This is a genomic window from Microcoleus sp. AT9b-C3, assembly GCF_036705485.1.
Taxonomy (GTDB): domain Bacteria; phylum Cyanobacteriota; class Cyanobacteriia; order Cyanobacteriales; family Microcoleaceae; genus Microcoleus.
In genome coordinates this window covers 19134-33966 of the sequence record NZ_JAUBUR010000044.1, presented here as the reverse complement: position 1 = coordinate 33966, position 14833 = coordinate 19134, and the positions used below count along the sequence as shown (strand labels likewise).

The 14833-nt window shown below is 45.5% G+C and carries 15 protein-coding genes and 1 pseudogene; 7 read left to right on the top strand and 9 right to left on the bottom strand.

The window, feature by feature from the left end; translation table 11 throughout:
• The 7 genes from QUB77_RS27335 to QUB77_RS27305 form a co-directional block, all read right to left on the bottom strand.
• Entirely contained in the window at positions 1–387 is a 387-nt protein-coding gene (locus QUB77_RS27335; RefSeq protein WP_333179521.1) for a type II toxin-antitoxin system VapC family toxin, read from the bottom strand.
• Positions 384–620 (bottom strand): type II toxin-antitoxin system Phd/YefM family antitoxin, encoded by a 237-nt coding sequence (locus QUB77_RS27330; protein ID WP_172186585.1) that lies wholly within the window; start codon positions 618–620, stop codon positions 384–386. The genes QUB77_RS27335 and QUB77_RS27330 overlap by 4 nt, the downstream gene beginning before the upstream one ends.
• 91 nt (positions 621–711) lie before the next feature.
• Positions 712–957, bottom strand: coding sequence for an HNH endonuclease (locus QUB77_RS27325; RefSeq protein WP_333179519.1), 246 nt, complete (start codon positions 955–957; stop codon positions 712–714).
• A 50-nt stretch (positions 958–1007) separates the two neighbouring features.
• Positions 1008–1436, bottom strand: coding sequence for a KGK domain-containing protein (locus QUB77_RS27320; protein WP_333179517.1), 429 nt, complete (start codon positions 1434–1436; stop codon positions 1008–1010).
• Positions 1437–1631: 195 nt separating this feature from the next.
• Positions 1632–4067, bottom strand: coding sequence for a dynamin-like GTPase family protein (locus QUB77_RS27315; protein WP_333179515.1), 2436 nt, complete (start codon positions 4065–4067; stop codon positions 1632–1634).
• A 119-nt stretch (positions 4068–4186) separates the two neighbouring features.
• A complete protein-coding gene (locus QUB77_RS27310; protein ID WP_333179512.1) occupies positions 4187–5149 on the bottom strand; it encodes an Rpn family recombination-promoting nuclease/putative transposase in 963 nt (320 codons plus the stop codon).
• A 103-nt stretch (positions 5150–5252) separates the two neighbouring features.
• Entirely contained in the window at positions 5253–6449 is a 1197-nt protein-coding gene (locus tag QUB77_RS27305) for a DnaJ C-terminal domain-containing protein (RefSeq protein ID WP_333179509.1), read from the bottom strand.
• Between the two features lie 3 nt (positions 6450–6452).
• On the opposite strand from QUB77_RS27305, the gene QUB77_RS27300 reads away from it, so the two are divergent.
• The gene (locus QUB77_RS27300; protein WP_333179507.1) at positions 6453–6593 is read left to right on the top strand and encodes a hypothetical protein; all 141 of its coding nucleotides are present in this window, start codon (positions 6453–6455) and stop codon (positions 6591–6593) included.
• Here the strand turns inward: QUB77_RS27300 and QUB77_RS27295 are convergent.
• Both QUB77_RS27295 and dnaK read right to left on the bottom strand, forming a co-directional pair.
• Positions 6582–6932: a four helix bundle protein gene (locus QUB77_RS27295; protein WP_333179504.1), complete on the bottom strand. Its 351-nt coding sequence runs from the start codon at positions 6930–6932 to the stop codon at positions 6582–6584. The two genes, QUB77_RS27300 and QUB77_RS27295, sit on opposite strands and share 12 nt — an antisense overlap.
• Positions 6933–7128: 196 nt before the next feature.
• On the bottom strand, positions 7129–9273 hold the full coding sequence (gene dnaK, locus QUB77_RS27290; RefSeq protein WP_333179501.1) for a molecular chaperone DnaK: 2145 nt from the start codon (positions 9271–9273) through the stop codon (positions 7129–7131).
• A 55-nt stretch (positions 9274–9328) separates the two neighbouring features.
• Here dnaK and QUB77_RS27285 point away from each other — a divergent pair, with 55 nt between their 5' ends.
• The 6 genes and pseudogenes from QUB77_RS27285 to QUB77_RS27260 all read left to right on the top strand — a co-directional run bounded on the left by QUB77_RS27285 (position 9329) and on the right by QUB77_RS27260 (position 14753).
• Positions 9329–9493, top strand: coding sequence for a hypothetical protein (locus tag QUB77_RS27285; protein WP_333179498.1), 165 nt, complete (start codon positions 9329–9331; stop codon positions 9491–9493).
• Positions 9494–9584: 91 nt separating this feature from the next.
• Positions 9585–10838 (top strand): FAD-dependent oxidoreductase, encoded by a 1254-nt coding sequence (locus QUB77_RS27280; protein ID WP_333179495.1) that lies wholly within the window; start codon positions 9585–9587, stop codon positions 10836–10838.
• 487 nt (positions 10839–11325) lie between these two features.
• Positions 11326–11871 carry a DUF6745 domain-containing protein gene (locus QUB77_RS27275; protein ID WP_333179493.1) on the top strand — a complete coding sequence of 182 codons (546 nt, stop codon included), beginning with the start codon at positions 11326–11328 and terminating at the stop codon, positions 11869–11871.
• Positions 11872–12025: 154 nt separating this feature from the next.
• Positions 12026–12208, top strand: a pseudogene (locus QUB77_RS27270) (Uma2 family endonuclease); the annotation flags it as partial.
• 104 nt (positions 12209–12312) lie between these two features.
• On the top strand, positions 12313–13401 hold the full coding sequence (locus tag QUB77_RS27265; RefSeq protein ID WP_333179485.1) for an SPFH domain-containing protein: 1089 nt from the start codon (positions 12313–12315) through the stop codon (positions 13399–13401).
• An 86-nt stretch (positions 13402–13487) separates the two neighbouring features.
• The gene (locus QUB77_RS27260) at positions 13488–14753 is read left to right on the top strand and encodes a hypothetical protein (RefSeq protein ID WP_333179482.1); all 1266 of its coding nucleotides are present in this window, start codon (positions 13488–13490) and stop codon (positions 14751–14753) included.
• Positions 14754–14833: the final 80 nt, after the last annotated feature.

The window sequence follows — 14833 nt, the reverse complement described above, 5'->3', positions numbered from 1 at the left end:
TTACCACTCTATTTTTACTGGATAGTTCGCTAGTATGGAATCGCCACTCACCAGCACAGCGTCTTCTACAATCGCTTGAGAAATTAACAGCCTATCGAACGGATCTTTGTGATGGTTGGGTAGGCTATCCAAGGTGAAAAGATGAGTTAAATTAATAGGTAAGACTTCTATATTATTAGTCTGTTGCTGACTTTCTATAAGTTCTGGTAAAGGCAGATTGAGACTCAGCTTCCCCAGTTGGAGCTTGATTTGCATTTCCCAAATGCTGCCCATGCTTAAAAGCAAAATATTTTCTGGGTTTTGGCACAATGCCAAAGCCTTTGGTGAAAGCTTTTGGGGGGAACTATCCCACCAAATGAATGTATGAGTATCCAGCAGTAATTTCATAGATTCCCTGTCCAAAATTCGTCTGGTAACGGTTCATCAAAATCATTACTTGTCCAGATTGCTCCTGCGTGCAATCCTGCTGTACGCTGCTTAGTTGGGGATGCAATGGGCGCTAAACGGACAAGGGGAATGCCGCCTTCTGTGAGAACAACCTCTATGCCTTTAAGTGCTAGAGATAATAACTCTTTTAAATTTGTCTGTGCTTCTTGCACGTCAACTGTTTTTGTCAGCATTGCAGTTATCCAAGCTAGGGATTAAAAGTGCGATCGAACAGAGGTTAGCAATTTCAAGCTTAAATTGCTGATTTTATTATACTGTTAAATATCAAAGGTCAAAGTGTCGCCTGAAGCGCGGGTCTAGTTTGTCTGTTTTCTTTTGGTTGCAGGTGCCGCAGAGGGTTTGCAAGTTGCTGATGTCGTTGCTGCCGCCGCGCGCTAGGGGGATGATATGATCGATCGACAGTTGGGTTTCTAGTTTGGTTTGGCCGCAGCTTTGGCACTGGTATTTATTGCGAGTAAATACGTATTTTCTGACTTCTGGTGGAATGGGGATTCTAGGGGTTTTAGTCATGATGTATTTTAACCGCAGATGAACGCGAATGAACGCAGATGTTTGATGGATTAGCTGGGCGAGTTTTCTTGATTGAGAAGTTGGCGGCGCAAATCATCAAGGGGGGATTCTGGTAGGCTAGTTTCTGACTCGTTGTTTTCTGGTGTTTCTTCAACTTCTGGTTCGTCTGGGCAAAATTCCAGAATGACTCTGATTTTAACTTTACCTTTTTGCCAGCCTTGAGCCCCAATTTTTAAGGCTTCACAGTTTATCCCGTCGCGAAACCATTGTTGTTGCCAGCTATTTCTACTCTGCGGATTATATTGACTGGTATTTATTTGCAATCCTGGAGTCTTACATAACTCCTGAAGTGCAGATTCTAGCCGAGGAACAACTGACGAGCTCATTATTTCTCTAAGCCTACCTACTTTAAATATCGTTGATTGAAAGGAAAAAACATCATCATTTCCGTAATTTTCTAGAAAAATATGTTCTTGCATATTGATTGTTGATTTTTTCAAAATACTCTATTAACGATTATCGGGTATTGCCTCATTTTTGGCAAGAATCCCCGCGAATAGAATTCGCGTCTACACAAACGAAGTCCGCCGACGCGGACTAAGAGAATGTCTTCAACCCGCGTCGGCGGGTTTTGTCTTTGTAGCCGCGATTTCCAATCGCCGGATTTCCGATCATCATTCACCATCCACCGAAACACCATCATTTTGTCCAATTACAGGCAACAAATGCTCGTGCAACTTCATCGCCTGCAAACAACTATTAATCCCAGAAACCGCCCGATCGTACTCTTTGATCTTTTCTTCATTCTCAGCTTGCAGCCGCTGGTTGCGGGCAATTTTCTCCTCCGCTTCCTGTGCCAAAGTTTGCTCTAAATAATCGCGGGCTTGACTGTATTTCTGCAAAATATCATCAGCTTGATTTTGGGCCAGCGGCAACAAATGCTCTTTCAGGGTTTGGTTGACAGTTTGGCGGAAAGTTTGCCGAATAGTTCTAGATACTTTCGGCTCGAAATCTAGCCGCAATAATTGCCGAATTGCCGGTTGGGCGTCCACCATGTTTTCGCAGTCGAAACCTTGGGAAGTTTGCTGCAATGTTTCCCGGAATTGATAAATCGAAAATGTGCCTTCGTCGTAAAAACGGGGACTTTCTCGCACGTAGCGATCGCACTCAACGCCCGCCGCATTTACCAAAGCATCAGAAACCCGCTTTGATAAATCCTCTAACTGCTGTTCAATTCCCCCGTCGTTCCCCAACAACCGATAAAGTAATCGATAGTATTCCGACTTGCGAACACTGTCTTTCAAATACTGGAAATAATTATCAACCAGTGACTTAGTAGCCTCTACTAAAATATCTTCCAACTGATTCGCTAAATAGTAAAGTGCCTCAACTAAAACAGCAATTAAAGGTGCTGTCGCATTGCGGGGATGATTCCGCAAAGTGCGTCCGTAAGCCGCCTCAACAGAAAATCCGTCTAACAATTCATCCAAGCGCCGGATCATGCGAGATTGCAGTTGCCGAAAGTCTGTATCGAAAATATCGCATTTATTCATAATCATTTCATTGACTTCTTCGGCGATATGTTCCCGAAAATCCTGTCCGACTTGCTGCAATTCTTGATTTAGCCGCAAAAGTTCCTGTGCTTTCATTGCTTCAATTTCGCGGGGCTGGCTGTCCAAATTCCGCTGAATTGTTTGGTAATGTTTCCGCAGTTGAATGCACAAGTCTTCCAAGTCGTCGGCTAAATTTTTGAACAGTTGCGGGCGTTTTTCTTCTGTGAGGTAACGGGTGATGGCTGTGCGAAAATCTTCGATACCGCTATCTTGAATTAATTGAGCAATTAATGGTTGTCCTTGCTCTGCAAGAATCCGCACGTAGTTTTCATTGGGTGTTTCGTAGCTGTTAACTGAAATGCGAAATTTGCTCGGAGATAGCTTGCCCGAATTCGCACAGTATCGGTTAAACTCGCTGACAAATTGCGGTGTTTCTTCACTATTACCGAGAAACTCTGAATCTAATTTATCATCTCCAGAAACTCCCCCTTGACTGCTGGCAAAGATTGTATTTAAACCAAAGCGATCGCGCCCTGTTGTCCCTCGAATCAAACTCCCGTAAAATCCCAACAATCCGCTAGTTTTGTAAACTCTCGCAGTATCGCGAAAGTCAGAATTAATCAAATTTTCTAAGCGCTGTCGCAGTTGCGTGTTGTACCAAGTTTCGTCGATGCGGTTGAAAATGTAAAACAGTCGATCGCGAATTCCCGGATTTCCCCGTGTTTTTTCCATCAACTCGGTTTCCTCCGTCGTCATTTCCCCAGACGAAGCCGCTTTCAAAACGCAGACAACCGCCGAAGTATCCGGGCTTTCAATCTTATCATAAGTCAATTCTGCATCCCGTTGCACCGGCGCATCAATTCCCGGCGTATCGATAATAATATTGCCATCTTGTAGCAAGGGATGATAACAGTAATATTCAACTCGCTTGAGTACAGCACTGTTGCTACCGCGACGGGCATAACTAGCAGCTTCCTTGAGATTGGAAAAGTTAAACTGTTCCATCGAGTAGGTAGCGTTTTCGAGAGTTTGGATGCGATCGCGATTTGCCTCAAAACCTTCTAACAGCAGCATCAAAGCCTTAGCTTTTTTTGCTACCTCGGATTTATTTTCGCCGCCTTCCGTTTCAATAATTATGTTACATCCCTGAGACAACAGCGACACTACATCTGTTTGATTAATATTAAGTTCAGTAGTTAAACCTAACTGATGGCAAAGCACAGAAGCTTGCTGGCTAATCTCAAACTCGCTCAAAAAAGTTAGAACAACGCGCTCTTGTTCCGGCTCAGCAAAGGCGATATAACATTCCGTACCTGTCGCGTGTCCTTCAGCACTGTAGAGCAATTCCCGCTCCAGCAAAGCATTAATCAGCATCGATTTTCCCGCACTGAAAGCGCCAGCAAACACAATTTCAAACTCAGGAGAAATTGCCTTTTTCAGAGAAGCTTGTACCGCCGTGATATCTTGTTGTCGCAAAGAAGATTCCTGACGCAGCAGTTGCACTAAAGAATCAACTTGCTCTTGCAGATTGTTGCATTGAGGGGGCATTTGAGTCATCGCTGCAGACTGCTCCTGATTGTGGGAAAATTACCTTATTGTTAATTCTCTGCTAGTTCAGGAATAATCACAACAGTAATTTTACTTATGCGATTCAGGATTGCTGAAAGTGCGATCGGCTATTGGGCGGGTAAATCTTGTGTTTGCAGCCAAGCTGTTAAATCTGATATGTCGTTAAAATTTAACAAGGCTTCTCCTAAGTTTTCCAATTGGTCGATCGACAATTCCCCGATTTGAGTTTGAACTTCGGGAGTGACAGCACCTACACGACGTTCCAACAGACGAATAATTAGTGCTATTTGTCCTGTTTTGATTCCTTCTTCTCTGCCTTCTTCTCTGCCTTCTTTTCTGCCTTTTTCTGTTCCGATTCGCACTGCTTTAGAGATTGCACCTCGCCGATCTTGGATATAAACTTCCTGTCTTTCCAAATCCTCTAACTCATCACGATTTAAATTAGCTTTACTTGCTATTGCAAAGGCTTTGTTAATTTCTGGCACAGCTTCCATTGTCTCAGGTACTGCATTTAAATCTCTAGCTGTTTTGAGGAAATAAAGCCACTTGTCCGTCAAGGTTTCTAACTCATTCAGACCTTTTTTGAACTTAGGTAACTCGACAAATACCAATTCAATATCGTAACTCAGATAGTCACTCAAGAACTCTCTTTCCTTAAGAACAAACCGCGAAATTACTTTACTGAAATCCTCGAACATTTCAAAATCAGTAATTGTCAAAGCAATCACTGGATTCAACAGTACATATTGTTCTGCTGTTTCTAATTGCGTGGAATAAGCTTTAGCTGCATTGTACAAAATCCGCTTTTCAAAAGCCTCTACGTTCAAAACCTGCATCTCGATAATTACTGATGTGCCGTCATTTAACTTAGCTTTCACATCTAAGTAAGTATCCTTGAGACCTCGAATTCGCGGAGCTGAATAAGGATCGAAAATTTGTAAACTTTCGATGGTGGGCTGACTGTCATACAGCAAAGCATTCAAAAAACTAATTAGAATGTCTTTGCTATTTTCAGAACCGAAGATTTTTTTGAAGGCAAAATCCGTCTTAGGATTGATAAATGTGAACATATAGGTAATGGGTAAATTTGTAATAGTTAAGGCTTCAGGTGCGGGAGGCGCACCCTATTACATTATACCAACAAGGTCTCCGGTGTGCATCGCGCACCTTACATTAAACCGACAAATCTTGACGCGGTTTAAAAGACTCAACCTGCCGCAACTTTTCGTATAATTCCCGTTCCTCTTCACTAATTTCTTTGGGAATTAACACCTGAATTTCTACTAGCTGATCGCCCCGATCGCCATTTCCTGTTGGATATCCCTTGTTAGCCAGCCGCAACCGCTTTCCAGACGTTACTCCCGGTGGCAATTTCATCTTTACCAAGCCGTCCAGCGTCGGTACTTCAATATCTCCGCCTAACACCGCTTCGCTGGGAGTCAGTGGCAATTCGCAGCAAACATCCGACATTTCCAATCGAAAAAATGGATGGAGAGAAACCGTGATTTTCAAATATAAATCTCCGCCGCCAATACCTTGATTTCGCAAGCGAATTCGCTGGCCTGATACCATAGCAGGTGGCAGATTTACCTCGATCGCTCGCCCATCTTCCAGACGAATTCGCTCGGTACCGCCCGAATAAGCCCTTTCCAAAGGTAGAGTTAGCCTGGCCTCAATGTCTCTTCTCGTTTCGCGATCGACTGTTTCTCTAATTTCCCGTCGCATTTCGCGATCGGCTATATCCCTTCTGATTTCGCGATCGACTATCTCCCGTCGCATTTCTCGATCAACTGTTTCCCGTCGCATTTCGCGATCGTCTGTTTCCCGTCGCATTTCGCGATCGTCTGTTTCTCGTCGCATTTCGCGATCGTCGAAATCCCTTCTAGGTGGGCGAGAATTAGCAACATAACTCGTTTTCTTAGAAGCCGTACTCCACGGTTCAGAGGAGGCTACTCCCGCTGTATCATTCGCTGTCGCCATCCTCACTTCCCGGCGTCTTCCGAGCACTTGGTCGAGAAATTTATTAAAATCCGAGTAATCACTAAAATCGACATCCTCGGCCGGTTTTTTGCGGGTAGTTTTACTGTTTCCCCAAGTTTTGAAATTGGGAAGCCGCACCCCTTGCTTTCCTTGAAATCCCTTTTGTTTCCAGAATTTACTAAACTGATCGTATTGAGCCCGCTTGTCGATATCGGAAAGAATATCATAAGCTTCATTAATATCCTTAAACCTATCTTCAGCAGATTTATCACCTGGATTTACGTCAGGGTGCAACTGTCTGGCTAGCCGTCGATAGGCTTTTTTTATCTCATCAGCCGTGGCATCTTTGGGCACTCCCAAAATTAGATAGTAATTGCGAAAATTCTGCATAGTTTGAGAAGGAAGAAGGAAGAAGGAAGAAGGAAGAAGGATGAGGGAAGAGGGATGAAGGAAGAAGGAAGAAGGATGAGGGAAGAGGAAAGAAGGAAGAAGGATGAGGGAAGAGGGATGAAGGATGAGGTTTTATTCTTGTAGTTTGTTGATTGTACTGACAATTAATCGTGTGAGTTCATCTGCTTCTTTGATAACTGGTGAGATTTTTTCGGGTGCTGCTAACCCTACTCTTTCAGAAATCACTAGATGAGTATCCAGTTCTCTGAGCGAACCGAGAGCTATTCGCAAATATCGAATATACTCTTGTCTAGTAACTCGCCCATATCCCTCCGCAATGTTAGCTGGTACTGATACAGATGCACGGCGAATTTGACTGGTAATACCATAAATTTCCGAGGAATGAAAAGATTTAGTTAATTCGTAGCAAAGTTGACAAAGATAAATACCCCGCTGCCAGATGTATTGTTCTCTATGGGTCATACAACATAATTTTCTCCTTAGTTATCATAGTAATCTTTATCTAATTCAAAGAAGTCTAGTGTAGGAGAGGAGAAAGAAAGGAACCCAGAAGAATTAGGAAAAGAGCCGTCACACATTCTCTGCTGAAAATCCGCTATTTTCCTTCTTCCTTCTTCCCTCTTCCTTCTTCCCTCTTCCTTCTTCCTTCTTCCTTCAATTACAGCCAATCGTCGTCATCATCCCAATCGTCGCTTTGATTTTGATAAGGGCGAGTGGGGCGATTAGCACTGCTTCTACGATCGCCCATACGATCGCCCATGCGATCGCCCATACGATCGCCCATGCGATCGCCCATGCGATCGCCCATACGATCGCCGGTGCGATCATAGGATCGATCGTATGGGCGATCGGGAATTGGATCGACAGTCGATCGCCTGTACGGCTTAGGATTGGTATAATAGCTGCTGTCATCGCTGCGCCGCTTGGTACCGTCGCCCGTAAAAGTCCGCTTCACCGACTCAAAGAAATCGTCATCGTCGTCATCCATCGCAAACGCGGAAACTTCCCGGCTCAAATCGTAAAGAGCATCCTGCAAATCCGAACCAACTTGGTCAACTCCCCGCTCATCATTGCGTTCCAAACTGTCTCGCAATTCGCGAATTAAAGTTTCAATTCGCTGGCGGCTTCTTTGAGCAAACTGCATTCCCCGATCGAGCGCAACTTCTCGCAACTGCCGCTCAGCTTGATAAGCTAAAGCTTCAGCGCGATTGCGTTTTTCTACCTTTTCCCGCTGCAACTTATCAGCTTGAGCAAACTGTTCCGCATCGCGAATCATTTGATTCACTTCCTGCTGAGTCAGCGTCGAAGCACCTTGCACAGTAATGCTTTGTTCCCTGCCGGTAGTTTTGTCCAAAGCAGTCACCAACAGCATCCCGTTAGCGTCAATATCAAAAGCTACTTGCACCTGCGGAATCCCTCGCGGTGCCGGTGGAATTCCAGTTAATTTAAACCGTCCCAAAGACTTATTATCTCTGCCTAATTCCCGTTCCCCTTGGATCACGTGAATTTCTACCACAGTTTGATTGTTTTCAGCAGTGGAAAAAATGTCCGATCGCCTGACGGGAATAGTAGTATTGCGAGGAATCAATTTTTTCATCACCCCGCCGATAGTTTCCAAACCCAGCGACAGCGGCGTCACATCCAACAGCAGCACATCACGGACATCCCCACCCAAAATACCCGCTTGAATTGCCGCACCCACCGCCACAACTTCATCGGGATTCACATTTTGATTCGGCTCTCGATCGATCAAGTTGCGAACAACTTCCTGCACCAAAGGAATGCGAGTCGAACCGCCGACTAGCACAACTTCATCAATGCGAGAAGGACTCAAACTTGCATCAGCCAAAGCTTGTTTCACCGGACGCCGCAGCCGCTGCACCAAATCTGTGCACAGCCCCTCAAATTGACCGCGAGTCAGCCGCGTTTCCAGATGCAAAGGCCCATCTTCATTCGCATCGATAAACGGCAAATTAATCTCCGTGACACCGACTCCCGACAGTTCAATCTTGGCTTTTTCGGCCGCTTCGATCAAGCGCTGCAAAGCTTGGCGGTTGCGACGCAAATCAATTCCTTCTTTTTCTAAGAATTGTTCTGCCAACCAGTCAACAATTTTAGAGTCAAAATCATTGCCACCTAATTGAGTGTCGCCGCTAGTTGCTTTAACTTCAAATACTCCGTCTCCTACGTCTAAAATCGACACATCAAAAGTACCGCCGCCCAAATCAAACACTAAAATAGTTTGACTTTCTCGCCTCTCCAAACCGTAAGCCAAAGAAGCCGCCGTCGGCTCATTTAAAATCCGCTTGACATCAAGTCCGGCAATTCGTCCCGCATCGCGCGTCGCCTGTCGCTGCGAGTCGTTGAAATAAGCGGGAACAGTAATTACAGCCCCCGTTACCTCTTGTCCCAGATAGCGGCTGGCTTCATCGGCCAGTTTCCGCAACACCATCGCCGAAATTTCCTCTGGGGCAAAATCTTTTTTCAGGCGGGGACACTTGATTTTGATGTTGCCGTTTTCGTCGCGGCGAGTTGTGTAAGGGACGCGCTTTGATTCTGGAGTCAGTTCGGTATATTTGCGTCCGATGTACCGCTTGACGGCGTAAAAGGTGTTTTGCGGGTTGAGAACAGTCTGGCGTCTGGCCATCTGTCCCACCAGGCGTTCTCCTTCCTTTGTGAAAGCGACTACCGAGGGAGTTGTCCGCATCCCTTCTGCATTGGCAATCACAACCGGTTTGCCGCCTTCCATGACGGCTACTACTGAGTTTGTTGTTCCGAGGTCAATGCCAACTACTTTACCCATGCGTCAGTTGTCTCCTGTGGCGTTGTGTGTAGCCTTTTCAATATAAGCGTTAAGTATGATTGCATTTATTGTACCGCGTCGAGAAGCGGGGGCTGCGGGGGGATTGCCTCACTTTGGTCAAGCGGCTGCGGTTGGCTGGGTGCGATCCGCTGGTGGATTGGCGATCGGCTTGAGGAGTAGGAGTGTCAACGTGGGAAAGCCGTGTATGTCCATCTTTTGACAGCAAAAAAAGTTGAGAATTGATTAACTACTGCCTTTTGCTAAACTAAAAACAGCGAGCAGGATTGTTGAGCAAACAGGAACATAAAAATATGACTGTCAACTCTGTTCAAAATTCAGAATCCTCTCAAGAACACTCGATCGTTGACGTGCAGCATACCAACTGCTGCATTGTGGGAGGTGGGCCTGCAGGTGCTGTTTTAGCATTACTTTTAGCGAGGCAAAACATTCCAGTCATCCTGCTAGAACTACACAAAGATTTCGATCGAGAATTTCGCGGCGATACGCTGCATCCGTCAGTAATGGAAATTATGGAGCAATTGGGAATAGCCGAAAAATTGCTGGAATTGCCCCATACAAAAATGCGCCAACTCACCATCCAAGCTGCTGGAAATACCGCCACACTCGTAGATTTGTCCAGTCTCAAAACCAAGTATCCTTACATCACTATTCTTCCGCAAGTCAAGTTTCTCGAATTCATCACTGCCGAAGCGCAGCGCTACCCCAGTTTTCAGCTAGTAATGGGAGCTAATGCACAAGAAACGATCGTAGAAAATGGGGTTGTGTGCGGAATTCGATACCGGGGACGCGGGGGATGGCATGAAGTGCGATCGACCCTCACTGTCGGTGCAGACGGTCGCTTTTCCCGCCTGCGCCAATTAGCAGGTTTTGAACCGATTAAAACTTCCCCGCCGATGGATGTCCTTTGGTTTCGTTTGCCGCGCAGTGCCCATGATGTCCAAGAGCTCGGGGTAGGAGGTCGAGCTGTTGGAGGTCATTTATTAGTCATGATTGACCGCTTGGATTATTGGCAACTCGGTTACATTATTCTGAAAGGCAGCTATCAGAAATTGCGCGAGTCAGGAATAGAAGCTTTGCAAAAATCTGTTGCTGAATTAGCACCAGAATTTGCACATAGGGTCGAGCAACTAAAAGATTGGTCGCAAATTTCTTTTCTGTCCGTTGAATCGAGTCGCCTTCCCCGCTGGTATCGTCCCGGTTTGCTCTTAATTGGGGATGCCGCTCACGTCATGTCGCCCGTAGGGGGTGTGGGAATTAACTATGCTATTCAAGATGCTGTCGTGGCGGCCAATGTACTCAGCGCCCCCCTGAAAAACGATGGCGTGCATCTGTGGGATTTGGCAGAAGTGCAGCGACAGCGGGAGTTGCCCACACGCATCATTCAAGCATTCCAGTCGTTTGTACAGGAGCGAATTATTAAAGGCGCATTAGATACAAATCGACCGTTTACACCGCCACTTTTGTTGCAGTTACCAATTTTGCGAAATATTCCAGCGCGATTAATTGGTTTTGGATTAAACCGGGTTCGGGTGCGAAATCTATGAGATACCACACAAACTTAAGGAGGCCAGAGTTATGCAAAGTATTAAAGTACGATCGCGCGTCGGTGCAGACAGGATTACTTCTTGAGAAATATTGTTGGCCGACTTAGAGGAAAACGATGATCGAACAACTGACCCCGCAACAAAAAGCCCTGATTCCAGTTTATCGAGAAAAATGGCGAAAACTTGCACTCTCCACTGAGCCGATAGACCGCAAAAAAGCCACACAATCAGTAAGATGTGCCTATGCAGCCCTCGGCTATAAAGAGCCGCAGATCATAATCTGTGATAGCCCCCGTGCAGCTTTCGATCGCATCTTTATCCCAATTTTTGAAACCTGCCAAAAATCTCCATGTGGGAGAAATATCAAACAGGAAATAACCGCAGTTTTAGGCCACGATCTGACCTACAAAATGCTGACTCAAATAGTGACCAGAAAAGAGGAGTTTTTTTTTCTCTGCTGAATACAGAGGTATATATTCTAAGAGAATTGGTAGACTATTTTAACCTGCTGCTGTGGTCAGCATTTGGCAGTTTAGAAAGCTGTATCAATTTTCGCAGGCAAATCACCGGAATTTATACATGGCACGAAAGATGGCGTAAATTCGATAGGTTTGCCAGACACCAACACAATGACATCAATAAATTTTTTTTTGCATCGATATCTCGCGGCGCGTTAAGTGATTTCTATATTTCAGTATTAAACGGCGATCGCGATCCAGTTAAATGGAGAGCATTTCAGTTGCTAGTTGCCAACTGTGGGTGGATTTATCCTTTTGAAAAGACTTGTATTGTGTGCGATCGCCCCCGCATCCTCTCCTTCGACAGTCAACACCGCCTCCACGCCGAAGGAGGGCCCGCCATTCAATTTGCTGACGGATACAGCCTCTATGCTTATCACGGCGTCACCTTACCCGAAAAATACGGCAAAATCCATCCGAACGAATGGCGATCGGAATGGTTGTTATCAGAGGATAATATTAATTTGAAGAAATTCATAATTCAAACAATTGATGACAGGCGATTAAATGGGTGAATCAGAGAATTGATCGGGAGTAATTTTCAGTACAGACTTGAATAGCTAACGGAGCTATAGTTAGTTAGTAATTAAACATTTTACATGAGTTATAATTTAAATTAAAAGCTCGATTGCTCTCCATCTCAAAAACACCTGCAATCCAAATAAAACTATGAAATTCACCTTAGATGTAGAAAACAACCCTACAGGCTGGCCCGACCACACTCATCTACCCGAATCCCACGGTACTTTTGTGAAAAACTTTCAAGAACATCCCCAAAGCATTCTGTTAACCGATTCAATTACTCCCGTCTTCCAAAGCATTCATCCAGATGGTAACTATGCAGCAGGCGAGCGCGCCCATCCCCAGCGATCGCGCCTAAAAACTTTACAATGGCGATCGGGAACATCGATCGCTCCTCTTGAAGCTAAAATCAAACAACAACCCCAAATAAATCTATGGGACTCTTTGACAAGATTCGCGGCGAATTTGTCGATATCATCGAATGGTTGGACAATACCAGCGACACCATTGCCTATCGATTTGAGCGTCACCAAAACGAAATTAAACAAGGTGCTAAACTAACTGTACGACCCGGACAAATAGCAGTCTTTGTCAGCGAAGGCCAAGTTGCCGATGTCTTCAATCCGGGAATGCACGAACTGTACACCCGCAACTTACCCGTTCTTAGCACCTTAAAAGGTTGGCCCTACGGTTTCAACTCTCCCTTTAAAGCAGAAGTCTACTTTTTTAACACCAAAATATTTACGAACCTGAGATGGGGAACCTCTAACCCTGTAATTATCCGCGATCCAGAACTCGGCCCAGTGCGAATGCGGGCTTTTGGCACCTACAACATTAAAGTTTCCCATCCAGAACAACTCTTAAAACAACTAATCAGCACTGACGGACTATTTCAAGTAGATGAAATCACCGATCAACTCCGCAATACAATAGTCAGTGCCTTTGCCAATTGGGTTGGCAGTTCCCGCGTTCCCCTGCTGGACTTTGCAGCCAACTACACCCACATGGGCGAACAGGTGCGAGTTGCCATACAGCCAAGTATCCAGCAGTTTGGGTTAGAGTTAACTCAGCTATTAATTGAAAATATTTCGATGCCTCCAGAAGTTGAAGCAGCACTGGACAAACGAGCCTCAATCGGACTTCTGGGAAATATGCAGCAATATACCCAATATCAAGCTGCTAACGCCATAGAAGCATCAGCAAATAACCCCAGCGGCGGCAATCAAGGATTAGAATTGGGCATGGGAATGGCACTAGGTCAGCAAATGACAAATATGATGCAGCCGCCAGCATCGCAGACTCCGCCGCCACCTCCCCCACCAATACAAACTCAGTGGTATATTGCCCAAAACGGTCAACAAGTAGGCCCTTTTGAATTGCATCAACTTGTGCAAAATGGTTTGACACATCAGGTAATGGTGTGGCGTGCGGGTTTTGACGGCTGGAAGTTAGCATCGCAAGTGCCGGAATTAGCATCTTTGTTGGCGACAGTACCGCCGCCTCCCCCGCCAGCCGCCGCCTAAAATTTTGCATATTTAGTTAATTGGTAATTGGTAATTGGTATGGTTTCCCGATTACCAATTAGCAATTACATCACCAATTAACCATTATGAATACTTCTGAACCTGCTGTTAAACGTTTTCCTTGTCCTAGCTGCGGGGCTTATTTAGAGTTCAACCCCCAAGCAGGAAAGCTCAAGTGTGCTTACTGCGGCTGGGAAGATGCAATTCCCCAAACTGCTGAAGAGGTAAAGGAGAACTCTTACGAACAATATCTCCAAGTCGATCGCACAACGCTGACAACTTTATCAACAACAGCCGTTGAAGTAAAATGCAATGATTGCGGAGCAAGTGTTACTTTTGAACCGCCGAAAGTAGCGGGTAAATGTCCCTTTTGTGCTTCGCCAATTGTGACGCAACCTGCAAAGGCTAGCCCTAGCGTGCATCCAGAGGGAATTGTTCCTTTTGAAGTTACGGATAAACAGGCCAGAGAAAGCATTCAGAAGTGGCTAAGCAACCGCTGGTTTGCTCCTTCTGCTTTGAAATCCCTAGCGCAACAGGAGAAAATTCAAGGGGTTTATTTGCCGTTTTGGACTTACGACACTTATACCGTTAGTTACTATCAGGGTTCTCGCGGAGAACACTACTACGTGACTGAAACTTATACGGAAACAAACTCGCAGGGCGAAACTGAAACTAAAACTCGGCAAGTGCAGCATACCAGGTGGTGGCCTGCTTCTGGCAGAGTCGATCGCCCTTTTGATGATATTCTGATTCCGGCTACAACTTCAGTCGATCGCCCGCGTCTGGATGCCTTAGAACCTTGGCATCTCAAGGAGTCGCTGCGCGCTTACAATTCATCTTATTTAGCAGGGTTTGAAGCGCAGCGATCGCAAGTTTCTCTCACTCAAGGATTTGAATCTGCTAAAAATGTCATGGCCGGTACTATTCACTCGGATGTTTGCAGGAATATTGGTGGCGACGAGCAGCGAGTTCACAGCATTTCCACTGATTACAATGCGATCACTTTTAAGCATATTTTGCTACCTGTGTGGCTGTGTGCCTATCGTTATCAAAACCAACGATATCAAGTAATGGTTAATGCACGCACCGCTGAAGTTCAAGGCGAGCGTCCCTACAGTGTTTGGAAAATTACTGCTGCTGTTGTTAGCGGTGTCGTGCTTGCTGGTGTTATGTACCTATTTTTTACTGGTAATTGGAGATATATCCGTGTTCCCGGTCTGCCTCAACCCCAACCCCAACCAACTTCCTTACCTGTACCGAGCCAAAAATTACCACCAGCGCCTGTTCCCTCTACCGCACCTGTACCGAACAAAAAATTACCGCCAGCGCCTGTTCCCTCTTCACTCCAGTAATTCTGGATGGAGCAGTCACCGGAGGCCGCGGAGGCATCGTCGTCGGTGTAGTAGTCGCGATCGATGTCAGTAAAATTAAC

Excerpts from the sequence above, each read along its gene's own strand:
- QUB77_RS27305 (WP_333179509.1), bottom strand. The coding sequence starts at position 6,449 with ATGCAGAATTTTCGCAATTACTATCTAATTTTGGGAGTGCCCAAAGAT.
- QUB77_RS27320 (WP_333179517.1), bottom strand. The coding sequence starts at position 1,436 with ATGCAAGAACATATTTTTCTAGAAAATTACGGAAATGATGATGTTTTT.
- QUB77_RS27285 (WP_333179498.1), top strand. The coding sequence starts at position 9,329 with ATGATTGCATTTATTGTACCGCGTCGAGAAGCGGGGGCTGCGGGGGGA.
- QUB77_RS27325 (WP_333179519.1), bottom strand. The coding sequence starts at position 957 with ATGACTAAAACCCCTAGAATCCCCATTCCACCAGAAGTCAGAAAATAC.
- QUB77_RS27280 (WP_333179495.1), top strand. The coding sequence starts at position 9,585 with ATGACTGTCAACTCTGTTCAAAATTCAGAATCCTCTCAAGAACACTCG.
- QUB77_RS27265 (WP_333179485.1), top strand. The coding sequence starts at position 12,313 with ATGGGACTCTTTGACAAGATTCGCGGCGAATTTGTCGATATCATCGAA.
- dnaK (WP_333179501.1), bottom strand. The coding sequence starts at position 9,273 with ATGGGTAAAGTAGTTGGCATTGACCTCGGAACAACAAACTCAGTAGTA.
- QUB77_RS27295 (WP_333179504.1), bottom strand. The coding sequence starts at position 6,932 with ATGACCCATAGAGAACAATACATCTGGCAGCGGGGTATTTATCTTTGT.
- QUB77_RS27315 (WP_333179515.1), bottom strand. The coding sequence starts at position 4,067 with ATGACTCAAATGCCCCCTCAATGCAACAATCTGCAAGAGCAAGTTGAT.
- QUB77_RS27260 (WP_333179482.1), top strand. The coding sequence starts at position 13,488 with ATGAATACTTCTGAACCTGCTGTTAAACGTTTTCCTTGTCCTAGCTGC.
- QUB77_RS27310 (WP_333179512.1), bottom strand. The coding sequence starts at position 5,149 with ATGTTCACATTTATCAATCCTAAGACGGATTTTGCCTTCAAAAAAATC.
- QUB77_RS27330 (WP_172186585.1), bottom strand. The coding sequence starts at position 620 with ATGCTGACAAAAACAGTTGACGTGCAAGAAGCACAGACAAATTTAAAA.
- QUB77_RS27335 (WP_333179521.1), bottom strand. The coding sequence starts at position 387 with ATGAAATTACTGCTGGATACTCATACATTCATTTGGTGGGATAGTTCC.